At 67.1% G+C, this 25,903-nt stretch carries 13 protein-coding genes; 4 read left to right on the plus strand and 9 right to left on the minus strand.

Annotation, left to right across the window (positions count from 1 at the left end; all coding sequences use genetic code 11):
- Window positions 1-114 precede the first annotated feature (114 nt).
- The gene (locus tag OK015_RS16950; RefSeq protein ID WP_268124673.1) at window positions 115-915 is read right to left on the minus strand and encodes a ketosteroid isomerase family protein; all 801 of its coding nucleotides are present in this window, start codon (window positions 913-915) and stop codon (window positions 115-117) included.
- Window positions 915-1,475, minus strand: coding sequence for a pyrazinamidase PncA (gene pncA / locus OK015_RS16955; protein WP_268124675.1), 561 nt, complete (start codon window positions 1,473-1,475; stop codon window positions 915-917). The genes OK015_RS16950 and pncA overlap by 1 nt, the downstream gene beginning before the upstream one ends.
- 78 nt (window positions 1,476-1,553) lie before the next feature.
- Between pncA and OK015_RS16960 the strand changes: the two genes are divergently transcribed.
- Complete coding sequence (locus OK015_RS16960) at window positions 1,554-2,531, plus strand: DoxX family protein (RefSeq protein WP_268124677.1); 978 nt, start codon at window positions 1,554-1,556, stop codon at window positions 2,529-2,531.
- A gap of 10 nt (window positions 2,532-2,541) precedes the next feature.
- On the opposite strand, the gene OK015_RS16965 is transcribed toward OK015_RS16960, so the two are convergent.
- From OK015_RS16965 to OK015_RS16975, 3 genes are read right to left on the minus strand one after another with little or no spacing between them, the layout of a single operon-like run.
- Window positions 2,542-3,030: a gluconokinase gene (locus OK015_RS16965; RefSeq protein ID WP_268132823.1), complete on the minus strand. Its 489-nt coding sequence runs from the start codon at window positions 3,028-3,030 to the stop codon at window positions 2,542-2,544.
- A 38-nt stretch (window positions 3,031-3,068) separates the two neighbouring features.
- The gene (locus tag OK015_RS16970; protein ID WP_268124679.1) at window positions 3,069-5,063 is read right to left on the minus strand and encodes a DUF7064 domain-containing protein; all 1,995 of its coding nucleotides are present in this window, start codon (window positions 5,061-5,063) and stop codon (window positions 3,069-3,071) included.
- 54 nt (window positions 5,064-5,117) lie between these two features.
- A complete protein-coding gene (locus tag OK015_RS16975) occupies window positions 5,118-6,623 on the minus strand; it encodes a carboxylesterase/lipase family protein (protein ID WP_268124681.1) in 1,506 nt (501 codons plus the stop codon).
- 78 nt (window positions 6,624-6,701) lie between these two features.
- On the opposite strand from OK015_RS16975, the gene OK015_RS16980 reads away from it, so the two are divergent.
- A complete protein-coding gene (locus tag OK015_RS16980; protein WP_268124683.1) occupies window positions 6,702-7,385 on the plus strand; it encodes a hypothetical protein in 684 nt (227 codons plus the stop codon).
- Window positions 7,386-7,526: 141 nt separating this feature from the next.
- Here the strand turns inward: OK015_RS16980 and OK015_RS16985 are convergent, their stop codons facing one another.
- On the minus strand, window positions 7,527-8,741 hold the full coding sequence (locus OK015_RS16985) for a cytochrome P450 (protein ID WP_268124685.1): 1,215 nt from the start codon (window positions 8,739-8,741) through the stop codon (window positions 7,527-7,529).
- A 93-nt stretch (window positions 8,742-8,834) separates the two neighbouring features.
- On the opposite strand from OK015_RS16985, the gene OK015_RS16990 reads away from it, so the two are divergent.
- Window positions 8,835-9,464, plus strand: a complete 630-nt coding sequence (locus OK015_RS16990; protein WP_268124687.1) for a TetR/AcrR family transcriptional regulator — start codon at window positions 8,835-8,837, stop codon at window positions 9,462-9,464.
- A 118-nt stretch (window positions 9,465-9,582) separates the two neighbouring features.
- Here the strand turns inward: OK015_RS16990 and OK015_RS16995 are convergent, their stop codons facing one another.
- The 3 genes from OK015_RS16995 to OK015_RS17005 form a co-directional block, all read right to left on the minus strand.
- Window positions 9,583-12,171 (minus strand): sugar epimerase family protein, encoded by a 2,589-nt coding sequence (locus OK015_RS16995; RefSeq protein WP_268124689.1) that lies wholly within the window; start codon window positions 12,169-12,171, stop codon window positions 9,583-9,585.
- Window positions 12,172-12,190: 19 nt separating this feature from the next.
- Window positions 12,191-24,721 (minus strand): type I polyketide synthase, encoded by a 12,531-nt coding sequence (locus OK015_RS17000; RefSeq protein WP_268124691.1) that lies wholly within the window; start codon window positions 24,719-24,721, stop codon window positions 12,191-12,193.
- A gap of 315 nt (window positions 24,722-25,036) precedes the next feature.
- A complete protein-coding gene (locus OK015_RS17005) occupies window positions 25,037-25,387 on the minus strand; it encodes a hypothetical protein (protein ID WP_268124693.1) in 351 nt (116 codons plus the stop codon).
- A gap of 170 nt (window positions 25,388-25,557) precedes the next feature.
- On the opposite strand from OK015_RS17005, the gene OK015_RS17010 reads away from it, so the two are divergent.
- A complete protein-coding gene (locus OK015_RS17010; RefSeq protein WP_036469641.1) occupies window positions 25,558-25,893 on the plus strand; it encodes an RNA polymerase-binding protein RbpA in 336 nt (111 codons plus the stop codon).
- Window positions 25,894-25,903: the final 10 nt, after the last annotated feature.

Below are 25,903 nucleotides of genomic sequence, written 5' to 3' on the forward strand. Positions count from 1 at the left end.
TCCTCGGCAATACATGCGACCATGCGATACGCGGTGCCGGGCGAAGCGGCGGTGACCTGCAGGCTCGGGTGTCGCCGCGGCGGGTGCTGGTGGAGACCGAATCAGGACTCGTGGTCAGGCAGGAAAGTAACTGATCTTATTGATGACTTTGCCTCGCCAGCCCACGTCGACGAACAAAATGCCACGCCCGTGACTGGAATTGATAGAGACGGTGACCGTGGACCCCGCACCATTCATCTTGGTCCAGTTCGCCCCACCGAGCTCGTCGGCGAGTTCGGCGATGTCGAGCGGGTCCTTGTCGCCTAACGTGATTGCGGCCGACGGTGACAGCGCACGCGCGGCGGCAAACGTATCGCCGCGCGAAACGGCGCCCAGAAATGTCTGTACCAGCTGCTGGTGCCGCGCACCCGCCCGGCGGAACCCGCGCATGAAGCCCACGGTTCCCGCTAGCCTTTGATTGCCCAGCAGATCGCGCGACAGGGCCACGGCAGGCGACACCGCTCGCGACCCGGTTCGCAGGAACTGCAGCATCATCGCGGGTAGCTCCCAGTACGCGCGCAGATGAGCAATCTGCCACTGTCCGTTGGCTTCTCGGAGGTCGTAGCGCAGGAACGCGGGGATGTACATCGTGAGCGACGAACCCATCGTCACTTCGAGCTCGAGATCGCGCAGTACGGCAGTGCCGAAGACGATGTCGAGGTCGCGATGGAAGGTGATCTCGCGCGGACCGATGAAGGTGTCGTAGAAGTTCCCGATCTGTAGATGGCCCACGTGCGGTCGCGCGCCGACCGGGTCTTCGATGCGGGCGTCGTCGGTGAACAACCCCACCCATCCGGCGCGGTCGTGCGCGGCGGCCGCCCGTGGTGACCGTTCCACCGCGGCCAGCAGGGACTCTCGATCCAGCGGCACCACCATCAGACGGTCTCAATCAATTCGACTCCAGCACTTCGCATCTCGGCCAGGACTCGCGCGACCGAACGTGGCGCGACCGCCGCCGTGAGGTCGACCAGCACCCGGGTGCTCAAACCGTTGCGTACCGCGTCCTCGGCCGTCCTGCGGACGCACTGGTCGGTGGCAATGCCCACGATGTCGACCTCGTCGACGCCGCGCCGCCGCAACCACTCGAGTAGCGACGTCCCGTTCTCGTCGGCGCCCTCGAAGCCGCTGTACGCCGCGGCGTGGGCACCCTTGCGGAATACCGCCTCGATCGGACCGTTGTCGAGGTCGGGCCGAAAATCCGCGCCGGAACTTCCGGCAAGACAGTGCGGCGGCCAGGACGACGAATAGTCCGGGTGATCGGAGAAATGGTCGCCCGGGTCGATATGGAAGTCCTTGGTCGCCACGACGTGTTCGTAGCCGGGCTCGCGGGCCAGGTAGTCGTTGATGGCGCCGGCCAGAGCGGCCCCGCCGGAGACGGGCAGCGAGCCGCCCGCGCAAAAGTCGTTTTGCACGTCGACGATGATCAGCGCTCGCACGCGCTCCACCATATCGCCGTCAGCTGCGGCGATGGAGAGGTCGGTTTGTTTGCCGACTCCCCGGGTAATCCCCCTGCCATGGTCATCCGGAAAATCGCGCGTCCCTTGTTGTCGGTTGCCTTTATCGGGCAAGGAGTCGAATCGCTGCTCAATCCCAAGAGCGCCGCGGAAGCCGCAGCGCCTGCAGTCGACGGTCTGCAGGCGTTACCGGATCAGGTTTCCCGCAACATTCCGACCGATCCCCAGACGTTCGCCCAGATAACCGCGGGTGTTCAGATCGGAGGCGGGCTGTTGCTCGCGACCGGCAAACTGCCCCGCGTCGCCTCGGCCGTACTGGCGCTGACGGTGCTACCGGCGAACTTCGGCACCTACTCGTTCTGGAACGAGACGGATCCGGAGCGCAAAGCCGAGCTGCGTCGCGGGTTCCTCAAAGACCTGAGCCTGGTGGGCGGATTGCTGATCGCGTCCGCCGATACCGCGGGCAAGCCGTCGCTCGGATGGCGCGGCCGCCGGGCAGCCGAGCGTCTTTCCGAGCGGGTGTCCTCGGCGCTACCCGGATCCGACGACACCGATTTCGGTGAGCTCGGCGAAAAGATCGCTCACGGCCTGCAGGTCAGCGCCGAACGCGGCCGCGAATTGGCCAGCACCGCAGCCGAACGAGGCGCCCCGTATGCGGAAGCCGCCCTGGACCGGGGCCGCGAATTGGCCAGCACGGCGGCCGAACGGGGCGCGCCGTACGCGGAGATCGCGCTGGACCGGGGCCGAGAGCTCGCCAGCGCCGCCGCCGAACGCAGCGCGCCACTGGCGAAAAAGGCACGCAAGCGCGGTGAGAAGCTGGCCGACGAGCTGGCCGAAAAAGCCGAAAAGGCACGCAAACGCAGCGAAAAGCTAGCGGATGAGGCGGCGGAGAAAGCCGCTCCACTGGCGAAAAAGGCACGCAAGCGCGGCGAGGAGCTGGCCGACACCGCCCGTGCGCACGGTAGCCAGTTTGCCGATGCCGCACGCGAACGAGTCGGTGCGCCGGTCAAGACCCGTCGCCGCAGGCTGCCCTGGTAGCCGCCGCGCCTCAACGCTGCCGCCGCGCCCTCGCGTTCAGGCCGGCCAAGAATATGTCGATGATGGTGTCGACGTCGTGATCGATATCGACGGTGACTCCAGGCTCGTCGGCCCCCAGGGGCTGCAATGCGTCGAATTGCGATTGCGACAGTGCGGTTGGCATGAAATGGTCTGACCTGGCTGCCAATCGCGCGCGGATCGTGTCCGGAGAGCCGCGCAGATATAAGAATTCGAGGCGCGAGCAGTGTGCGCGCAGTTGGTCCCGGTATGCGCGTTTGAGCGCCGAACAACTCGCGACCCCGCCGTCACGATGGTCCGCCAGCCACGCCCCGACCCTGTCCAGCCACGGAGAACGATCGTCGTCGTCGAGCGGATGACCGGCGCTCATCTTGGCGACATTGGCCGCTGGATGGAGACTGTCGGCGTCCACGAAGGGCACTCGCAATCGTTGTGCGAGTGCGGAACCCACCGTCGACTTGCCCGATCCGGAGACCCCCATCACCACGATGGGCGATGCCGCCGCGGTTGGCACCGCGGCTATGCCTGACGCGCGAGGTTACGGTTCCATTCCATCCAGCCGACGCCGGCACGACCGTCCGCGGTGTCGATGCTGACCCAGGCGCGCGCGAACTCGCTTACTTGTCCGTCGGGGCCGGTCAGCCGCACCGGCGCGTGGCCACGGATGTCGACGTCGCCGCTGATCCCACCGGGATCGAGGCTCAGGCTCATCTTGGTGGGTAGCCCGTCGGCGCCGAAGGCCCGCGGGTTGGTCACAGTGTGGAGCTCGGTGACGTTTCGGTCGGCGTCTTGGATGTAGCCGATACCCACCGGGGGCAGGTTCGGAATGTTGAGCTCCAAACCGTGCAAGTGGGTGCCGTCGCCCAGGTGCAGCGCGCTCCACATCCAGTCCATGCCCCACCAGTCGCGGACGCCCCACGAGTGGTCACGTTGTCCCGCAACGGAATCCATGCGATAGCTACTGTCATTGACGGTGACGGTTCCCGTTACCGTGCAAGGGATTTCGTAGCGTGTCGTCACCCGGTACTTGTAAGGAGCGCCGTCCGTGGTCCACGCCAAACTCATCGTCATGTCCACGGGAGTTCCCGGTTCGCCGCGCAATAACGCCGACGGGTCCGAATAGGACTGACCCCGCGCCCGCACGTCGACCCGATAGGTTTGTAGCGGCGTGCCGGCGGAGTGGCTGATTTCGAAGGCGTCGGTGCGCAACACCCACGGGTTTGCGGGCAACGGAACCTCGTAATCGAGAACGGCGACGGTCGGTAGGTCAGGTCCGCACAGCAGCACCTGGACCCACGCCGCCCGTTGGTTTGCGACCAGACCGATGCGAAACCAGCCACCGAATCCCTGTGCCGGATCGACGAAGTCGGCATACCAGCTCTCGCTCCAGAGCGGTTCGTCGCTCGGGCTGTGTGCGAGTTCGTCGTCGTCCGATGGCCGCAACGGCTCCGGCGCTGCCGCATCCGGCAGTGTCGCCAAGGCGTCGGTGTCGAGCACATGATCGCAGTGCCGTTGCAGCATCGTCATGAACATTCGGTCGCCGCGCTCGGTGCGTTCCACCAGCATCGACGAAACGATCGCCATCATCACACCGAAAAAGCCTTGCCGCCGAACACCTTCGGCGATCTCGGCAAGCGTGATCGGCGCTTGCGGGCCGAGCGCCTCGTGGTAGGCCCGCAGCAACTCGTCATAGTGCGCCCGGCGATCTTCCGTCGGCAGTGCGCACCCCAGGTAGTAGGCCAGGTCGGTCAGCGCCGGGCCCCAGGAGACGGTTTGCCAATCGACGACGGTCAGCGGGCGGTCAGCTCCGTCAAGGCCGAACAACATGTTGTCCAGGCGATAGTCGCCATGCACCAGGCCCTGGATCGCGTTGCGCTCCCCTTCAGCAGCCAGGTAGGCGTCGAACGCGCCGACCAGGCGTTCGCACACCAGCCGGTGCGCCGGCGCGATCTGGTCGCCATAACGGTCGAGGAAGCCGGCGTACAGCGGCGTGATCATTGCCTGGTTGAGCGGAGCCTCGCGGTTCAGCCACGGCGCGTCGGCCAGTGCCGTGTCGCCGAGCAGCGGGCCGTGCAGCCGACCCAACTCAACTACACCGAGTGTGGCCTGTTCGATTGTGGCGCCGGCGATTTCGTCGCCGACGACCGCCGGACCGGCATCGCCGAGCAGTAGGTCGAAAACCCCCGTCGAAGTGTCGATCGCCGCGTGATAGCAGGGTGCTATCGGTCCACCCAGGCGCGGGGCGATGTCCGTGTAAAAACGAACTTCGCGCTCGTAGAGGCCCAGCGCCGATCCGGTTTGCCGGCTCACCGCATCGCTGGCCGCGACCTTCAACACCACCGACTCGGGTCCCGCGGCGCCATTGGAGTAGCCGAGCCTGACGCGGTAGCACTCACTCATCTGGCCGGTGCCGATGCGCTCCACTTGGAAGCCGGCGACCTCTCCGGCGCCGATCACGGCGGTCAACCACGAAGCCGTGAGGTCACCGGGTCGTTCGACTGGCTGGGTCTTCATTGACGTCCTCTGCCGAATTACTGACGGTTTAGCGTGCCCCGTCAGCGTGCCAGGTCACTGCGCCAATGAGAAGCCGGCCCACGCCATCCTGCGATGCGGGTGCGGATCGAACTCGATACGCCACTTGCGGTCGAAGACCATCACGGCGCGGTCGTCGACGGTGTAGGCCGGCCAGTCGTCACCCGGCACCCCGCTGCGACTGAACGCCCGCCAACGACGTTGCACCTCGTTACTGACCCGGAGCGCGGCGCGCTGGTCGGCCGCGGCGGTCAAGAACGCACCGAGCCGGGTGCGGTAGAAATCGAAGACGGCTAGCAACTCGGTCGCGTGGGTAGCTCCCAGACCCGACCAGCGCAGCATCCGCGGTGCGTAGTCGTACCGATACAGGTAGGTGGGCGCGTGGCTGCTGTGCGCCTCGGCGATCTGCCAGGCCGCCGAGCTGAAGGCGAAGTCACCGCCGAGCTGGATGCATGCCGAGGACGACGGATAGTCCGGGTAGGCGGCGGTAATGCGTTCGCGGGCAGCCGGTTCCGCGTCGGCCAGCATCTCTTCGATCATCGTTTGGTTGGTGGGCAGCATGCGCAGGAAGCGGGTGAACAGCCGGCCTTCTTCGGCGTTGGTGCCGACGATGAGCGGGACGCGATGCGCCCGACCGCATTGCATCGCTTCAACGGGGTCGATGGGCAGCATGTCGTCGCCGATCACCGGGCCGATCGGGAATGCGCCCAGCCTGTTCTCCATGCCTTGATCGATCAGTTGCTGTTGTAGTTCCACGAGCTGGGCCGCGGGTGCTTGCATCAGCGCGCTGGCGGCATCCTCGGGGCGCGCGCCCAGCAGGTTGGCGAACCGCGTCGCGAACTGGGCCGAAATCTCCTTCGACCGCACCAGGCCGGAGGCCGGACTTTCCGAGATCGCCTGAGCAAACAGGCCTTCGGCGGCGGGCACGGCCAACAATGTGGCGGTGATGCACGCGCCCGCGCTTTCGCCGAAGATGGTGACATTGCCCGGATCCCCACCGAATCCCGCGATGTTGTCGCGCACCCATTGCAATGCGAGCACCAAGTCGCGCAGGTACAGGTTGCTGTCGATGGCGTTGTCCGGGGTGGACAGTGACGATAAGTCAAGACATCCCAGCGCACCCAGCCGGTAGTTCACCGATACGTACACACAACCGCGGCGGGCCAGCGCCGCGCCGTCGTAGAGCGGGACCGCCGAGCTGCCCAGGATGTATCCGCCGCCGTGAACGAACACCATGACGGGCAGCGGTCCGTCATGGCCGGATTCCGGCGCGACGACATTGAGGGTGAGACAGTCCTCACTCATGGGCTGGTATTTGCCGACACCGAGCAACGTGTACCGACGCTGCTGGGGCGCGCAGTTGGTGAAGCCGTGACAATGACGCACGCCCGACCAGGGCTGGGCGGGCTGCGGCGCCCTGAAGCGCAGCCGCCCGACCGGCGGCCGGGCATACGGGATGGATCGCCAGCGGTTGACGCCATCGCGGCTGAAGCCTTCGACGATGCCGTTGGCGGTGCGTGCGCGGATAGTGCGCTCGTGCATACGCCGACGGTAGCCGACACTACGTATGTAGGGCGCGCGGAGCGCCTAAATCCACGGTGTGACGGTTAGCCTGTCGGGATGCGAATGGCCGCGTTGGTCACAGTCTCGGTGCTGCTGGCCGGATGCTCGCACAGCGGCGGCGGCCAGTCGGCGCAGAGCCAGGGCCCGAACACGACAGCGGTCCCTGGCTCTTCCCCGGCCACCACGGTCTCGCCGGCGAGCAAACCGTCGGCCCTACCAGCGGCGGGTGCGCCGATCTCGGACGTCATTGCGTGGATCGAAGCAGGTCATCCTGCCGATCCGGTCCGCTATCACGCCGTCACGCGCGACGGCGTGACCACGCAGCTCGGCAACGACATCGCCTTCAGCGTCCCGGCCGCAAAAGTCGCATGTACGACGGACTCCGCGCACACCGGCGGCGCGCTGACCTGTCTGGTCGATCTGGCCGGTCCCCCGCCCCGGCCGGACACGGCCTACGGCGAATGGAAAGGCGGTTGGGTCACCTTCGACGGAGCGAACCTGCAAGTCGGGGCCGCCCGCGCGGATCCGGGCCCGTTCGTCAATGGAAATGGGGCCGAGCTGGTGGGCGGGGACACGTTGTCCTATGACGACTACCGCTGTCGCGCCGACCCGGCTGGCCTGTTCTGCGTGAACTACGCGCACCAATCGGCCGCAGGGTTCAGCGGAGCCGGAATCCAACAGTTCGGCTGCCTGCGTTCGGTGCCGCCGCCCGACGGCGTGGGGGTAGCGTTCGGCTGCTGATCTCAAGCTCAGGAAGACAGGATCGTCGCCGACAGCTCGCTCATCTCGTCGGCAGGGCTCCGACTCCGGGCTAGGTATAGCCCGGCTCGTCGTGGATCGCGTCGAGCTGGTCGTCGTAGCGCCGCTCGCTAGGCGACATCGTCACCAACTCACTGGAAGTTCTTTCATGCCATAGATATTGGCTTCCTTGAATTTCAGCTCCTCGGGCGACACCGCCAATTTGAGCCCGGGCAGCCGCCGCGCCAGCGTAGCGAAAGCGACCTGCATCTCGACGCGGGCCAGGTTCGCTCCGATGCATTGGTGCGCGCCGTATCCGAATCCCAAGTGCCCGCGAGTGTTTCGGTCGACGTCGAAGCTTTCGGGATTGTGTGCGTATTCGGCGTCCCAGTTCCCGGCGGGCAGATTCATGATGACGAACTCCCCGGCGCGAATCAGCTGACCACCGATCACGAGATCTTCGGTCGCCACGCGATCGACCTGGCTGTGCACGATGGTCAGGTAGCGCATCAGCTCTTCGACGATATTCGCAATGACAGCGGGATCGTCGGTTTGTCCGAGACGCTCGAATACGTCGCGATGTTCCAGCAGCGCAACCGTTCCCAGCGAGACCATGTTGGCGGTGGTTTCGTGGCCGGCCTGCATCATGATCACACCGTTCATGGCCGTGGTGGCGTGGTCGAGTTGGCCCGTCGCCACGTATTCGGTGACGAGGCGGCTGATCAGATCATCGCCGGGTTCGCGTGTCTTGCGCTGGACCAACTCTTCGATATAGGCATACATCGCCCCGAAGGCTTGGCCCTTCACCTCGTCGGAGGAGCTCTGGTCCAACCCCAGCGTGGTGTAGTGCTGGAAGAGCCCGAGATCTTCGGGCGGCACCCCGAGCAGCAGCGCGATCACCAATGATGGCACCGGTAAGGCGAATTCAAGCACCAGATCGGCGGGCGCACCATTGCCGATCATCTGGCCGAGATAATGGTCGACCGTTTCCTGGATCTGCGGTCGCATCGATTCACAACGTCGGAAGGTGAAGTTGCTGGTCATCATCCGCCGCAATCGTTGATGCTCGGGATCATCGGTCCGCGCGAACATCACCGGGACTTTGTTGTCGGCGTCCTTGGGCATGATCGAATCCGGAATGGTCTTCGCGGACAAGCGCGGATCGACCAGCGCGGTCCTGATGTCCTGGTAGCGACTGATCACCCAGACCGGGTTGCCCTGGAACATCGCTTGGCGTAACCCGGGCTCATCGCGCCATTCCGCGAACACGGCCGGGGGTGCAAGCGGGCAGTGCGCCGCTCGCGGGAGCGGCAACGCGGGAAGATCGGCGTCAGAACGGACTTCGGAAGTTGTTGACATAAGCGATGTTTCCCTACAAGTGTCAGCTGGCTGCCATTTACACGAGCCTAAAGGGCGCGCCGTTGGCAGTCAACTGTCAGTTACGCTGTCACCATGACAGCTGTTGAAGACCGGCAGCAGTTGCGGGCGGACGCGGCCCGCAACGTCGAGCGCATTCTTCGCGCCGCACGGGATGTCTACGGCGAGTTGGGACCCGATGCCCCCGCAGAGGCGGTCGCACGGCGCGCCGGAGTCGGCGAACGAACCCTCTATCGCCGCTTCCCCGCCAAGGCCGACCTGGTTCGGGCGGCGCTGGATCAGGGCATCGCCGAACAACTCACGCCGGCGATCGGGAAAGCCCGCCAGCATAAAGACCCGCTGCGCGGCCTCACCCAGTTGATCGAAGCAGCGATATCGCTCGGCTCGCGTGAACAGAACCTCTTGATCGCCGCACAACGGGCTGGGTCGTTGACCTCCGATATCTCCGACTCGCTGATTGACGCGCTCACCGAGCTTGTCCGTCGAGGTCAGCACGCCGGTGTCATCCGCGCTGACCTTGTCGCCGAGGACTTACTTCGTCTGATCGGCATGCTTTACAGCGTGCTGTCCACGATGGCACCGGGCAGCGACGGCTGGCGACGCTACGTGGCCCTGATTCTCGATGCGATATCGACGGGCGAACGACGACCTCTGCCGCCGGCCGCCGCTTTCCACGCACCCGAGCCGGACAACTGGCCGCTGTAGGCTCTACCGCGCTGGCTGCACATCGCACCGCGCATGGTCGCTGGTTTTCGAAAACGGGATTCCGATATGGCGCTGCGGCGGAGCTAACCTAGTGCGCTGTGTCCTCTCCAAGAGCAAGCTAGAGCAAATGGATTTCGCCCGACGTGCCGTCGACCTCGATCAGAGCGCCCGGCGGCAACGACTTGGTTGCTCCGTGGACGTCGACCACACACGGGAAGCCAAATTCACGCGCGACAACGGCGGCGTGTGACATCGGGCCGCCGAGTTCTGTCACCACGGCCGCGGCGTAGCAGAAAGCCGCGGTGTACCCGACATCGGTGACCTCCGCGACAAGGATCTCGCCGGGCTGCAGGTCGTCGATGGTCTCGGGCCGCACGATCCGCACCCGGCCGCGCACCCGGCCCCCGCACACGCCGACACCGCGCAGGGTGTCTCCGCTGGAAAGAACCGGCGACGAGGTGATCGACGGCTCCCAGTTGCCACTGAATACCGTCGGCGGGGCGATGGTCGCCAGCCTGCGCTGTTCGGCCCGGCGGCGCGCCACCAAGCCCGCAACGTCGTCGGGCAGGGCGTCGAGTTCGTCAACCAGCAGATAGAACACATCGTCGGCAGTGTGAAAGATCCCGGCGTCGACAAGCCTGCGCCCATACTCGCGCAGCAGACCGCGCAGCACCCAGTTGGCCCGCACCACTTTGTCGCGACGCGCTTCTCGGTCGCGGAGCTGACTCGCTGCCAGTAGCGCTATAGGCCTGGCCCGCAACGGAATTCGAGGATAAAGCGGCTGTGACGATGAGGGTGCGCTCATTGCTCTGGCGACCATCCGGACCAGGAGCTCGGGGTCGTCGGCGTAGCTGGTGGACAACATCTCGAGCTCCGCCGGGCCACGGTGACCAATCAACGCCAGCTCGGCCAGCACCGCGGCGTGAAACGCCGGCGCGTCGGCAGCTAGCTTGTCCAGCCGCTCGCCCGGTTCGGTCAGCAGCCGAGCCACGTTCGGATCACGCTGTGCCGCAACCACCAAACGCTGCATGGCCTCGACCGAACGCGCACTGACCAGTTCCGGCCCCGCCGGCCCGAAGGTGTCTCGCCCGCACAAGCCGCGCAGCAACACATTGAACGCAGCACACAGCATGAACGACGCCGAGGCCAGCACCCAGCCGTGCACCACGTGGTCACGTGCCAACACGATCAGGCTCCCAAGCCGGCGATCGTCGAGTTGGGTCGCATCGTCGGCCAGCCGCTCCAGGCGATCGACATCGGCGATGAAGTCGCGGGTGTCACGCGACGCGCCAGAACTCAGCCCCACCAGATTGCCGCCAAACACCCCGATATTGCGGCCGTTGCGCAGCTGCCTTCGAGTCCAGCTGATTTCGGTAGGACGCTGCTCACCGAAGATCGGGAGCGAAGCCATGCTGGGGCCGAAGAAACCGCTGTTGCTGACGATCATCGACGGCTTGGCGAACGGCACGGTCTCGGCCATGAAGTGCGCGGATGTGATGGCGCCGTACAGCCGATGGGCGAATACCGCGACGGTCCGCATGGCGATTTCGCGCTGGACCATTCCGCCCGGCCGCAGCCGCTCCGCAATGGTGACGCCGCCGGCGCGCAACCCGCGAACGGTCGCCGACGCAGACGAGGGCGAGAACGGGCCCGGCAGCGCCTCGGACAGGTTGGTGGCCAGGAAGGTGGGAAAACGCGGGTCGATCGGCGTGTCGAACTCGCCGTTAACTCCTTGTGGGCCAGCTAATCTAGGGACTACCCCATCATCTGCCGCCGCATCGACGGCAGGAAGATCCGTGATATGGGCCAGCCGCCACGGCAACGACAGGACCCGGTTGCCCAGCGCGATGCGGCCGCGCACCGCCAGCGCGAAGTCTTCGATACATTCGTCGCAGTCCCATGCCGGCTGAAATTCCCACTGCTCACGCAGCCGTGACGTATCCATCAGCGGCGCGTGTTGCAGCAGCTCCAGCTCACCGCGTCGCCGCGAACCGGTTAGCGGGCCGCTGAACCGCATGACCCGCCGACCGAGCCCGGCCGCGATCTGACGAAACGTCCGCGCCCCCGGAGCTGCGAGATTAATTGGGCCGCTGCTGATTTCGGCATCCACGACGGCGCGGCCGAATAGCCGAAGCGCATCGTCGAGGTGGACGACTTGCATGCGCGCATCGGCGGACAGGTCCGGGAACGCCGGCGATGCCAGCAGGCGGCGCACCCAATTGTCGACGTTGCGACCGACGATGAGCGCGCAGCGGATCGCGATCCATTCGGGGTTCGATGCGCCGAGCAGGTCTTCGACGCGGGCCCGGTACAGGCCGTCGGCCAGCACAGGGGTCATCGGCTCGTGTTCGGCTTTCGGCCTGCCTGCGGGGCCGTAGACGTGGGCCGACGACGCGAAAACTATGCGCTTGGAACCGTTCTCGGCCATCGCGTCCAAAACGTTCACCGTGCCACCGACGTTGACCTCGTGGCCGATACGCTCGTCGGTGCTTCGTGCCCACGCGAAGTGCGCGACGACATCCGCACCGGCGATGCCACGTTTGACCGCGGCCGCGTCCCGGATGTCCGCCTCGATGAAATCGGCAGCACTCGACCAGCTTTGCGGGCGGTGCCGGGCGATCCCTACCACCTCGTGGCCCTGGCTGAGCAATCGGGCGGTAAGACCGCGGCCGAGCACACCGCTGGCCCCGGTAACCGCGATTCTCACGGAGTGCCGTCCCACAGGGTCATTCGTCGTCGTCCATCAGCGCGGCGTTGACCAAAGCCTCGAGGTCCATGTCCGCGATGTCCTTTTCCGTGCTCACCCCCGCGGTCGCCGCCTGCGCGGTGCCGTCCTCGGTTGCCAATGCGAGCAACAACTCGAGCACCCCCGCCTGCCGGAGTCGCTTGACCGGTATCGAGCCCACCACACGCTGGATGTCCGCTTCTCCGGGCGCGGCCGTCGGAGTGCTTTGCTCGGAAGTCCCGATGAGCTCGGAGTGCATGTAGCCGGCCAGGGCGGCGCAGTTCGGGTAATCGAAGATCAGCGTGGGCGATAGTGCAAGACCCGTGGCGGACTTCAACCTGTTGCGCATCTCGACCGCGGTCAACGAGTCGAAGCCGAGCTCCTGGAACGCCCGATCCGGATCGATGGACTCCGGACTCGCGTTGCCCAGCACCGTGGCGATGTTGGAGCGGACCAGGTCCAGCAGCACAGCGTGTTGCTCGTCCTCGGGCAGGCCCTCGAGGCGTTGCAGCAGAGCTGATTTCGACTTCGCCGCGGCCAGCGAATCGTCAACCTGGCGACGGGTCGGCGCGTTGATGAGATCAACGAACATCGGCGGCAAGGTCCCCCCGTCGAACTTGACCCGCAGCGCCGCAAGGTCGATGTGGGCAGGCAAGAGGAACGGTTCGTCGACAATCAGCGCGGTGTCCATCAAGTCCAGTGCCTGATCGGAGGACATCGCCACAATGCCGTCCCGGCCGAACCGGGCACGATCGGCGGCGCCCAGCGCACCGGTCATGGCACTGGCCTGGTCCCATAATCCCCAGCCCAGCGACATCGCAGGCAACCCGGAGGAACGCCGGTGCACGGCCAACCCGTCCAGGAACGAGTTGGCGGCCGCGTAGTTCGCCTGACCCGAGGCGCCCGCCAGCCCGGCCATCGACGAAAACAGGACGAAGGCAGACACATCGAGGTCGCGGGTCAACTCGTGCAGGTTCCAGGCCCCATCGACCTTGGCCCGCAGCACCGCATCAACCCGTTCCGGGGTCAACGAGGAAATCACGGCGTCGTCGAGCATCCCGGCGGCGTGTATGACGCCGGAAAGGGGGCGTTGCACCGGGATATCGGCGATCACCTTGGCCAATGCCTCGCGATCAGCGACATCGCAGGCCACCACCTGAACCTGGGCCCCGTTCGCACTGAGCTCGGTCACCAGCTCCGCGGCACCCGGCGCATCCAGGCCGCGCCGGCTCACCAGCACGACGTTGCGCGCATCGTGGCGCGACACCACATGGCGGGCCAGCGCCGAACCGGCCATCCCGGTCCCGCCGGTGATCAGCACGGTGCCGGCAGCCAGCCCGCTACCCGGGCCAGAAGGCAGAGTCATCACGACCTTGCCCACATGACGGGCCTGACTCAAGTACCGCAACGCCGCGGGTGCGCGGCGAACGTCAAATCTGGTCACCGGCAACGGGCGTAGCACGTCGTCGCCGAACAGCGCGGCCAGCTCGTCGAGGATCTGCTGAATGCGCTCCGGCCCCGCTTCGAAGAGATCAAAAGCTCGGTACCGCACACCCGGGTGTTGCCGGGCGATCTCTGCGGGCTCGCGGATGTCGGTCTTGCCCATCTCCAGGAAGATCCCGCCGGGGGCGACCAGTCGCAGCGAAGCGTCGACGAAATCACCGGCCAGCGAATCCAGCACCACATCCATGCCGCGTCCAGCGGTGACCGCCCGGAACCTGTCCTCGAATTCCAGGCTGCGCGAATCGGAAATGTGATCGTCGTCAAAGCCCATGGCCCGCAACGTGTCCCACTTACCGCGGCTGGCTGTTGCGAAAACCTCCAGGCCCAGGTGCCGGGCCAGCTGCACCGCGGCCATCCCGACGCCGCCGGCAGCGGCGTGCACCAGAACTCGCTGACCGGGCTTTGCCGCGGCCAGATCCGTCAGTGCGTAGTACGCGGTGGCGAACACCACGGTGGTGGTCGCGGCGGCGGTATGCGACCACCCGGCCGGCAGCTTGGCCAGCAGTCGCTGGTCGGTGGTGGCGACCGTTCCGGTTCCGTCGGGGAACAGGCCCATGACGCGGTCGCCGATCGCGAAACGGCAATCCTGCGAAGCACTTTCCGGCCCCGTCTCTAAGACGACACCGGACGCCTCGATACCCATCACCGCATCCGGGTCGGGGTAGAGACCCAGCGCGATCATCACGTCGCGGAAGTTGGCCGCGATGGCCGACAGGGCTACCCGAACCTGACCGGGACCCAAGGGCGCGTCGACGTCGGGGATTCGCTCCAGTCGCAGGTTCTCGAAGGTGCCGCGACTGCTCATGCCGAGCCGCCACGGACCATCACCCGGCGGCACCAACAGACCGCCGACGGCGCGACTGCCGTGCACGCGCGCGAGGTATACCTTTGCACCACGGACCAACACCTGCGGCTCGGCGGCCGCCAGAATCGCCGCCACTGCGTCGTCGTCAAGCGGCCCGTCGGTATCGACCAGCACAATCCGGCCGGGATGCTCGGTCTGCGCCGAACGCACCAAACCCCACACCGCGGCGCCGGCCAGATCGGTGATGTCCTCCCCCGGCAGCGTCATTGCACCCCGGGTCGCCACCACCAAAGTCCCTGCGCCCTCGCGGGCCAGCCACGACTGCAGTACCGGCAGCACCGCACGGGTGGCCGCATACACTCCCGCCAGGACGTCGTCGGCGACCGGCGCAGACTCGAATACCACCGCCGATCGCCGGCCCTCGTCGACGTCCAATTCCGTTGCCCCCCAGGGGGACACCGATACCGGCTGCACCGAAGACGACGGCTGCGCGGACCAGACGACTTCGAAGAGCCGGTCCGGTCCGGAGTTCGACACCGCGGCCAACAATTGCTGATCGGTCACGGGGCGGGCCACCATCGACGCCACCGAAAGAACCGGCAGCCCAAGGCCATCGGCGAGCTCGATCGACACCGCCTGATCGCCCACCGGGACGATCCGCGCCCGCACCGCCGCCGCGCCCGCGGCATGCAGAGACACCCGCTGCCAGGAGAACGGCACCATCATCGAGCCTTTGGCAATCTCGTCGCCCTCGGATGCCAGGATCACCGCGTGTAGTGCGGCGTCGAGCATCACCGGATGGACACCGAACCCGGCCACGGACACCCCGGCATCCGCGGGCAGCGTGACTTCGGCGAAGACTTCGTCGCCGCGACGCCACATCGAGGTCAGGCCGCGAAACGCGGGGCCGTAGCCGTAACCGCGCTCGGCCAGCCGCTCATAGCCATCGCCGACGTCGACCGGGACCGCACCGACCGGCGGCCATGCCGACAGGTCCGCGCTCGGCTCGGCCGACCCCACTCGCAACATGCCCTCGGCGTGCAACGACCAGCCGGACCCGGCCTCGGCCCGGGAGAAGACCGACACGTTACGGGCACCCGTTTCATCAGCACCGCCGACCACCACCTGGACCGCGACCGACCCACCGGCCGGAAGCACCAGGGGCGTCGCAAGATTCAGCTCGTCGACGACTCCGCAGCCCACCTCGTCTCCGGCGCGGATCGCCAGTTCGACGAACCCCGCTCCGGGAAACAGCACGACTCCGCCCACGGCGTGATCGGACAACCAGGTCTGCACGCTGGGCGACAACCGGCCCGTCAGCACCACTCCACCCGACGCCGGCAGCTCGACCACCGCGCCCACCAACGGGTGTTCGGTGGCCGCCAGGCCCAGACCGGCCGCATCGGCCGGGGCGCCGTCGCCGGCGAGCCAAAACCGCCGCCGCTCAAAGGCATAGGTGGGCAGCTCGACGAAATTGGCTCGCCCGACCGCGCCGCGCCAGTCCACGTCCATCCCGGCAACAAACCCGTGCGCGATCGCGTTGATCAGGGTTTCCGGCTCCGGACGGTCCTTGCGCAACGCGGACATCGTGATGACCGGTGCATCGGCGAGCGATTCCTCGATAGCTGCCGCCAGCCCACTGCTGGGCCCGACCTCGAGGAAGCGGGTTGCGCCGGCGGAGTGCACGAAACGGACACTGTCGGCGAATCTCACCGCCTCGCGCACATGCCGCTTCCAATAGGCCGCCGTGGCGTAGTCGTCCCCGGCCAGCTGCCCGGTCACGTTCGACACGATCGGGATGGTGGGCTTGCCGATGGCGAGTCCGGCAGCGACCGTTCCGAATTCGTCAATCATCGGATCCATCAACGGAGAGTGGAAGGCATGCGAGACGGCCAGTCGGTGTACGCGTCGGCCGTCGGCACGCAGCCGGTCGGCGATTGTGGTCACCTTGTCTTCATCGCCCGAAATCACCACCGAGCCCGGCCCGTTGACCGCCGCGATGCCGACCTCGGGGACCAGGAGCGGGCGCACCTCGGATTCGGTGGCCTGCACCGCGATCATCGCCCCGCCCGCCGGCAGCGCCTGCATGAAGCGGCCCCGGGCGGCCACCAGTACCGCGGCATTCTCCAGCGACAAGACACCGGCGACGTGCGCGGCAGCCAACTCGCCGATCGAGTGACCCATCACGAAGTCTGGTCGCACACCCCAAGATTCGAGCAGCCGGAACAGGGCGACTTCCACCGCGAACAATGCCGGTTGGGCGAATTCGGTGGTGTTCAACAAGTCTTCGTCGTGACCCCAGATGACTTCGCGCAAAGGGCGCAGCAGGTGCCGGTCCAGTTCCGCGACAGCGGCGTTGAACGCCTCGGCGAATACCGGATAACCGGCGTGCAGTCCCATCCCCATGCCCAGAATCTGGGAGCCCTGGCCCGGGAAGACAAAGACGGTCTTGCCGCCTGGTGTCACGGCGCCGCGGATGACCGTGACGGCCTCACCGCCGGCCAATTCGTCGAGGCCGGTCAGCAACCGGTCGCGGTCGATACCGGTGATGACGGCGCGATGCTCGAAGTTCGACCGGCCAGCCAGGGACCATGCCACATCGGCGAGGTCGAGCTCGCCGGCCGCGCGAAGATGTGCGGCCAGCCTGGACGCGTGAGAACCCAATGCCGACAGAGACTTTGCCGACACCACCCACGGCAGTACCGGCGCCGTGGGACGGTCGACGACGTGGCCGGCTTCGACGGGCTGCTCGACCGGGATGGCCTCGATGATCACGTGGGCGTTGGTGCCGGAGATGCCGAACGACGAAACCCCCGCCCGGCGTGGGTGATCCGCCGGCCACCGCCGCGCCTCGGTCAGCAACGACACCGCACCCGCCGACCAATCCACATGCGGGCTGGGCTGATCCACATGCAACGTCGCCGGCAGCAGCTCGTGACGCATCGCAAGCACCATCTTGATCACACCGGCCACCCCGGCGGCGGCCTGCGTGTGACCCATATTCGACTTGATCGACCCCAACCACAGCGGCTCGGTGCGATCCTGGCCGTAGGTCGCCAACAACGCCTGCGCCTCAATCGGATCACCCAATGTGGTGCCGGTGCCGTGTCCTTCCACCACGTCGACCTCGGCCGCCGACAACCCGGCGCTGGCCAATGCGGCGCGCACCACCCGCTGCTGGGACGGACCGTTGGGCGCGGTCAACCCGTTGGAGGCGCCATCCTGATTGACCGCCGAACCCCGCACCACCGCCAGCACCGGATGACCCAACCGACGTGCATCCGAGAGCCGTTCGACGACGAGCATGCCGCCGCCCTCGGAGAACCCGGTGCCGTCCGCCGCTCCTGCGTACGCCTTGCACCGGCCATCCACTGACAAGCCCCGCATCCGGCTGAACTCGACGAAGATGTCCGGTGTGGCGTTGACCGTGACGCCGCCGGACAGGGCCAGGTCGCACTCGCCCGAACGCAGCGACTGCGCCGCCATGTGCAACGCGACCAACGACGAGGAGCACGCCGTGTCCACCGACACCGCCGGACCCTCCAGCCCCAGCACATAGGACACCCGGCCCGACGCCACACTCGAGGATTGGCCGGTCAGCCGGAAACCCTCGGCGGTCGGTGCGGCGCCCATGCCGTACCCCTGGGTGTACACCCCGGCGAACATGCCCGTCGCACTGCCACGCAACGCGCCGGGTTCGATCCCTGCTCGCTCCAAGGCTTCCCAGGACAGTTCGAGGAACATTCGCTGCTGCGGGTCCATCGCGAGCGCCTCGCTCGGCGTGATGCCGAAGAAGGCGGGGTCGAAGTCCGCGACGCCGTCCACGAAGCCGCCGGTCCGGGTGTAGCAGGTGCCCGGGACATCGGGATCCGGGTTGTACACGCCGGCCAAATCCCAACCGCGGTCACTCGGGAACTCCGACAGCACGTCACGGCCGGCGGTCAGCATCTCCCACAGATCCTCCGGAGAAGTCACCCCGCCCGGATAGCGGCAGGACATGCCGACGATCACGATCGGGTCATCGCCGCTGGCCTGCACGACCGGGGTAGGTGCGATTTCCTGCGGGACGCCGGCGAGCTCGCTACGGATGTAGCCGACCAGTCCGTTCGGCGTCGGGTAGTCGAAGATCAGGGTGGGCGACAGCGCCAGTCCGGTGGCGGTTTTCAGCCGGTTGCGCATTTCGACCGCGGTCAGCGAGTCGAAGCCCAGATCCTGGAACGCCTTGTCCGGGTCGATCGCCTCGGCGGTCGTATTGCCCAGCACGGTCGCGATGTGCGAGCGGACCAGGTCCAGTAGCACGGCGTGCTGTTCGGGCTCGGGGAGCCCGTGCAGACGGTGCGCCAGAGCAGATTTCGATTTCGCGGCGGCCAGTGAGTCGTCGACCTGTCGCCGTGCCGGTGCATTGAGGAGGTCGGCGAACATCGGCGGCACCGCGGCCGCATGCGCACGTAGCGCGGCCAGGTCGATACGGGCGGGCGCGACGAACGGCTGGTCGACAATCAGCGCGGTGTCGAATAGTTCCATCGCTTCGTCCGACGACAGCGCCAAGATCCCGTCGCGGCCCAGCCGGGCGAGATCCGCGGCGCCGAGTCCGCCGGTCATGGCGCTGGCCTGGTCCCACAGCCCCCACCCCAGCGAGATGGCCGGCAACCCGTGTGCGCGCCGATGCACGGCCAGCCCGTCGAGGAAAGTGTTGGCCGCCGCGTAGTTGGCTTGGCCCGAGGAACCCACCAAGCCGGCCATCGACGAAAACATCACGAACGCAGACACATCCAGCTCGCGGGTCAGCTCATGCAGGTTCCATGCCGCATCCACCTTGGCCCGCAGCACCGCATCCATCCGCTCGGGTGTGAGCGAGGTGACCACCGCGTCGTCGAGCACGCCGGCGGCGTGAATGACTCCCGATAACGGACGCCGCGCCGGAATATCCGCGACGACTGCGGCCAAGGACGCCCGGTCGGCCGCGTCGCAGGCGACCACCCTCGCCCGGGCTCCGGCCGCCTCCAATTCGGCGACCAACTCGGCGGTCCCGGCCGCTGCAGGGCCGCGGCGACTCAGCAGCACCAAGTTCTGCACGCCGTGCTGCGCCACCAGGTGGCGCGCCAGCGTCGAGCCCGCCATCCCGGTGCCCCCGGTGATCAACACGGTGCCTGCCGCCCATGCGGCGGGCAACGTGAGGACGACCTTGCCGACGTGGCGTGCCTGACTCAAGTAGCGCAACGCCGTACGGGCCCGTCGCACATCGAAAGTCGTCACCGGCAGGGGCCGCAGCACGCCGGTGTCAAACAGTTCGGCTAGCTCGAGCATCCACTGGTGCATCCGGGGACGGCCCGGTTCGAAAAGGTCGAAGGCGCGGTATCGGACACCGGGGTATTCCCGGGCGATGACGCCGGGGTCGCGGATGTCGGTCTTGCCCATCTCCAAGAACATCCCGCCGGGGGCGACCAGACGCAGGGACGCATCGACGAATTCACCGGCCAGTGAGTCCAGCACCACGTCCATGCCGCGCCCGCCGGTGACCGCGCGGAATTTTTCCTCGAATTCCAGGGTGCGCGAGTCACCGATATGGTCGTCGTCAAAGCCCATGGCCCGCAAGGTGTCCCACTTGCCGCGGCTCGCCGTCCCGAACACCTCGAGACCGAGATGCCGGGCCAGCTGCACCGCGGCCATCCCGACGCCGCCGGCGGCGGCGTGCACCAACACCCGCTGGCCCGGCTTGACCTCGGCTAGGTGCAGGAACGCCATGTATGCGGTGGTGAAAACCGCTGAGATGGCGGCGGCTTCGGCGTAGGACCAGTCGGCGGGCTTGGGGAGCAACAGGCGTATATCGCCGGGAACCACGGTGCCACTGCCGTCGGGGAAGAACCCGTAGACCGAATCGCCGACCGCGAACTCGGTGACGCCCGGCCCGACTTCGACGACCACACCCGCACCTTCGCCGCCGAGCAGTGCATCGTGGGTGAACATGCCCAGGGTGATCATGACGTCGCGGAAGTTGGTGGCGATGGCGCGCAGCGCCACCCGAACCTGGCCCGGCTCCAGCGGCGCCTCGGCGTTGGGAACCGGTTCCAGTTGCAAGTTTTCGAAAGTTCCCGCGCTGCTGATACCCAGGCGCCAGGGCCCATCGGCGGGAGGCGCCAGAATGCCGTCGACCGCACGGCTACCGCTTACCCGTGCGGTGTAGATCGTTGCGCCGCGGAGCAATACCTGAGGCTCACCGGCTGCTAGAACGGCGGCCGTGGAGTCGTCGTCAAGGGGCGCGTCGGAATCCACCAGCATGATGCGGCCGGGATGTTCGGTCTGCGCGGATCGCACCAGGCCCCACACCGCGGCGCCCGCCAAATCGGTGATGTCCTCCCCCGGCAATCCCATGGCACCGCGCGTGGCCACCACCAGGACCCCCGAGTCACGCTCGGTTAGCCACGACTGCACGGCCGTCAGTGCCTGGTGCGTACGCCGATGAGTAGCCGATACCGGATCATGTTCCGTGGCAACAGATTCGAACAGCTGATGGGATGGAACCGGGCTGGCACCGGTGGCTGCCGGCGCCGGTGACCACACCACCTCGAACAGCCGGTCCGGGCCCGAGCTGGAGAGTGCCGCGCGCAGTTGCTGTTCGTTGACCGGGCGGGCGACCATCGTGCCCACCGAGAGCACCGGCAACCCCAGCCCGTCGGCCAGCTCGATCGAGACTCCCGCGGGCGCACCCCCCGCTTGCGGGGGAGGGCCCGCCGGCGCGATGCGCGCGCGTACCGCCGATGCCCCCGCGGCATGTAACGAGACGCGCTGCCAGACGAACGGCAATACCACGTCGGTGGCTTGGCCGGTGGCCTGGTGCGCCATCACCATGGAATGCATTGCCGCATCGAGCAATGCGGGGTGCACCCCGAACCCGTTGTTGCTCCCGGCCGCATCCGGCAGCCGGACCTCGGCGAACACCTCGTCGCCGCGGACCCAGGTGGCGGTCAGTCCCTGGAACGCCGCGCCATACCCGTATCCGCGCGCCGCCAACTTCTCGTAGCCGTCGGCCACGTCCACCGCAACCGCGCCCGCCGGTGGCCACACCGACAAATCGGCGTTCGGCTCGACCGGCGCGGAACTCAATATGCCCTCGGCGTGGCACACCCACGCGGCGTCGGCGTCGACGCGCGAAAAAATTGCGACGCTGCGCTGGCCCGATTCTTCGGCGGCGCCCACCACGACGTGTACGGGCACCGAACCGTAGCCGGATTCGGTGACGGGCAACATCAACGGCGCCTGCAGCGTCAGCTCGTCGACCGTCGAACAACCGACCTCGTCGCCCGCGCGGATGGCCAGCTCCACAAACCCCGCGCCCGGGAACACTACGGTGCCGGATACGGCGTGATCGGCCAGCCATCCCTGCAAGCTCGGCGACAAACGCCCCGTCAGCGCCACCCCACCCGAAGCCGGCAGTCCGACCACCGCGCTGAGCAACGCATGCCCGCTGATTCCCAGTCCCAAGCCCGTGACGTCCGCCCCGACACCCTCGCCGGCCAGCCAAAACCTGCGTCGGTCAAAGGCATACGTCGGTAGCTCGACGAAGCCGGCGCCGTCCAATACCCCGCGCCAGTTCACGTTCACGCCCGCCACGTACGCGGCGGCGGCCGACAGCAGGAACCGCTCCAGCCCACCGTCATCACGGCCCAGGGTGGGAACAACGATGGCCTCGGTGTCGCCGGCGGCATTGCTGTCGTTGAAAGTGCCCTCGATTCCGGCGATCAACGCGGGATGCGGACTGGATTCGATGAATGTCCGGTATCCGTGTTCGCATGCCGTGCGCACCGCCTGGTCGAACTGCACGGTCTGACGGATGTTGCGGTACCAGTAGGCGGCGTCCAAACCAGCTGCGTCCAAACGGCTTCCGGTCACCGTCGAAAAGAAGGCCACCCGCGAGGACCGGGGCTCGATGCCGGCCAACACCTCGGTCAGCTCGTCACGAATCGCCTCGACCTCAACCGAATGCGACGCGTAGTCCACGTCAATCCGGCGGGTCCGCAGATCCAGGTCGGCGCAGAAGCCGATGAGCTCCTCCAGCGCGGCGACCTCACCGGAGACCACGACCGCCGACGGGCCATTGACGGCGGCGATGCTGATCCGATTGCCGTACGGAGCCAGCAATTCCCGCGCGCGTTCGGTACTGCACGCGATGGAGACCATGCCGCCGGGGTGGGCCAGCGACCGCAGCAGTTTGCTGCGCAACGTCACCACCCGTGCGGCATCCTGCAACGACAGCGCACCGGCCACGTAGGCCGCGGCGATTTCGCCTTGCGAGTGGCCGATCACCGCGTCCGGGTTGACTCCGACCGACTTCCACAGTTCGGCCAGCGACACCATCACCGCGAACAGCACCGGCTGCACCACGTCCACGCGATCCATCCCCGGAGCGCCCGGCGCACCACGCAGGACGTCGATCAGTGACCAGTCGACGAATTCCGCGAACGCCTGGGCGCACTCCTCGATCTGCTGCGCGAATACCGGTGCGGTATCCAGCAATTCGATGCCCATGCCCACCCATTGGGAACCTTGGCCGGGAAAAACGAAGATGTGCTTGCCCGCGGGCAGGGCGGTACCCCGAACGATGGAGCCGCCCGGGTCGTCGGCGGCCAATTCCGCGAGCCCGGCCAGCAATTGATCCCGGTCATCGCCGACGACGACGGCCCGATGCTCGAAGGTCGCCCGGCCCGCCAACGACCACGCGACATCGGCAATGCCGAGTTCATCATCGGCAGCTACGTGTGCGGACAGCCGGGCGGCCTGAGACGCCAACGCCGGCAACGATTTTGCTGACAGGACCCACGGAACCACCGCGGGCGTCGGGACGGCCTCCCGCGGCTCGGTCGGGGCGGATTCGACGATCACGTGGGCGTTGGTGCCACTGATCCCGAACGACGAGATGCCCGCGCGGCGGGCGTGTTCCTTGACCGGCCAGGGCCGCGCCTCGGTCAGCAACGACACCGCACCCGCCGACCAATCCACATGCGGGCTGGGCTGATCCACATGCAACGTCGCCGGCAGCAGCTCGTGACGCATCGCAAGCACCATCTTGATCACACCGGCGACCCCGGCGGCGGCCTGCGTGTGACCCATATTCGACTTGATCGACCCCAGCCACAGCGGCTCGGTGCGATCCTGGCCGTAGGTCGCCAACAACGCCTGCGCCTCAATCGGATCACCCAATGTGGTGCCGGTGCCGTGGCCTTCCACCACGTCGACCTCGGCCGCCGACAACCCGGCGCTGGCCAGCGCCGCGCGCACCACCCGCTGTTGCGAGGGGCCGTTGGGCGCGGTCAGGCCGTTGGAGGCGCCATCCTGATTGACCGCCGAACCCCGCACCACCGCCAACACCGGATGACCCAACCGGCGCGCGTCCGACAACCGCTCCACGACCAGCATGGCGCCGCCCTCGGACCAGCCCACCCCGTCGGCCGCGCCCGCGTAGGCCTTGGACCGGCCGTCGGGTGCGAGCCCCCGGTGCCGGCTGAACTCGATGAAAACCGTTGGCGTGGCGTTGACGGTCGCGCCGCCGGCCAGAGCCAGGTCGCACTCGCCGGACCGCAGCGACTGCACCGCCATATGCAACGCCACCAGCGACGAGGAGCACGCCGTGTCCACCGACACCGCCGGACCCTCGAGCCCCAGCACATAGGAAACCCGCCCCGAGGCGACGCTGGAGGTCATGCCGGTCAGGCGGTAGCCCTCGATCTCCTCGGCGAGCATGCCGTAGCCCTGGACGATGAGGCCGGCAAACACTCCGGTCGCGCTGCCGCGCAGCGCGCTGGGGTCGATCCCGCCCCGCTCCAATGCCTCCCACGACAATTCCAGCAGCATTCGATGCTGGGGGTCCATCGCGAGCGCCTCGGTGGGTGCGATGCCGAAGAAGGCGGGGTCGAAGTCGGCGACATCGTCGACGAAGCCACCGGTGCGAGCGTATGTCTTGTGGCGCGCATCGGGATCCGGGTCGAACAGCCCGGCCAGATCCCAGCCACGATCGGCCGGAAACTCCGAGATCACGTCGCGGCCGTCGGCCACCATTTGCCACAGACTCTCGGGCGTATCCACCCCGCCCGGGAAGCGACAGGACATGCCGACGATCGCGATCGGCTCGCTCGCGCGCTCCAGCAGCGCGCGGTTGGTGCGCTTCAGGCGTTCAACCTGGACCAGCGCTTTCCGCAGCGCCTCGGTCGCATGCTGGAGTTGATCCACCTCAGTACCCCTTGCCTAACATTGGCCGATTTCAACCACCGGATGCCGAGTCACGGCAGTTGCTGCACGAAGAGACGTCGTGCTGCTCTCCGACCCAAGAACGTCGCTGGTGAGTATGGTCAACTCCGACGGGATTTCAAAACGTCCGATGCTCCCGGTGCCTAAAGGAGGATCGGATTCGACGTGTGGAACGCCGTGTCCGGGCGGATATGGGCACGCCCGGCGCCGCTGCGGTCCCGCTGACCGCGCCCTACGCCTGGTACCCCGTCCATGGCGCGACTGTACCCGGCTCACCATCGGTCGTGGTCGACGCCTTCAGACGGATGCTCGACGCCAGCCGTCGGCGGCCTGGGCGGCGCGGATCAGCGCGTCGCACAACTCGCGCAGCTCGGTTGCCTCGGCGCCTTCATCGAGCGCCGTGGCGACATCCTCGGCGGCGCATCGGACCTGGTAGACGCGATCCGACAGGTCGGACGCGTCGTCCGCCGACAGCACCACAGCGTCGGCCGGCAGGGCCGTCATCTCACCCCGGTTGATCGAAGCCCGCTGCTCGTAAGCCCGCTGCCGGCACGACTGCCGACAGTATTGACGACGCCGACCCATGCCGACTTCCGTCACGTCTCGACCGCACCAGCGGCATGGCTGTGGGTGGGAACGGCGGCTCACGCATGCCGACTTTAGTCGGCCGCGCGTCGCGATCCCGGTATCATTGACGGTCGAGTCGCGTACGTCGCGTGTCGACTCGGGAACTACGCAGAACGTCCTGACGTTTGCTATGCGAATAGAATCGCGGCACCGGAGCTTAAGAGCTCAGAGGATTTAAAGGAGTAGCAGCCATGGCTGATCGTGTACTGAGGGGCAGTCGCCTCGGAGCCGTGAGCTACGAGACCGACCGCAACCATGATCTGGCTCCGCGTCAGCTCGCGAAGTACCGTACCGAGAACGGCGAGGAATTCGAGGTTCCGTTCGCCGACGACGCCGATATCCCCGGCACCTGGCTGTGCCGCAACGGCATGGAAGGCACCCTCATCGAGGGCGACCTGCCCGAGCCGAAGAAGGTCAAGCCACCCCGCACGCACTGGGACATGCTGCTGGAACGACGTACCGTCGAAGAACTCGAAGAACTGCTCAAGGAGCGCCTCGAACTGATCCGGTCGAAGCGCCGCGGCTGACCGGGCTTCG

Source organism: Mycobacterium sp. Aquia_216, assembly GCF_026723865.1.
GTDB lineage: Bacteria > Actinomycetota > Actinomycetes > Mycobacteriales > Mycobacteriaceae > Mycobacterium.

What these genes read in the sequence shown, in the direction of transcription:
- OK015_RS16990 (WP_268124687.1), top strand. Translation starts at nt 8,835, where the DNA reads ATGACAGCTGTTGAAGACCGGCAGCAGTTGCGGGCGGACGCGGCCCGC.
- OK015_RS16950 (WP_268124673.1), bottom strand. Translation starts at nt 915, where the DNA reads ATGGTGGTGCCGCTGGATCGAGAGTCCCTGCTGGCCGCGGTGGAACGG.
- OK015_RS16960 (WP_268124677.1), top strand. Translation starts at nt 1,554, where the DNA reads ATGGTCATCCGGAAAATCGCGCGTCCCTTGTTGTCGGTTGCCTTTATC.
- OK015_RS16980 (WP_268124683.1), top strand. Translation starts at nt 6,702, where the DNA reads ATGCGAATGGCCGCGTTGGTCACAGTCTCGGTGCTGCTGGCCGGATGC.
- OK015_RS17010 (WP_036469641.1), top strand. Translation starts at nt 25,558, where the DNA reads ATGGCTGATCGTGTACTGAGGGGCAGTCGCCTCGGAGCCGTGAGCTAC.
- OK015_RS16985 (WP_268124685.1), bottom strand. Translation starts at nt 8,741, where the DNA reads ATGTCAACAACTTCCGAAGTCCGTTCTGACGCCGATCTTCCCGCGTTG.
- OK015_RS16975 (WP_268124681.1), bottom strand. Translation starts at nt 6,623, where the DNA reads ATGCACGAGCGCACTATCCGCGCACGCACCGCCAACGGCATCGTCGAA.
- OK015_RS16970 (WP_268124679.1), bottom strand. Translation starts at nt 5,063, where the DNA reads ATGAAGACCCAGCCAGTCGAACGACCCGGTGACCTCACGGCTTCGTGG.
- OK015_RS16965 (WP_268132823.1), bottom strand. Translation starts at nt 3,030, where the DNA reads ATGGGGGTCTCCGGATCGGGCAAGTCGACGGTGGGTTCCGCACTCGCA.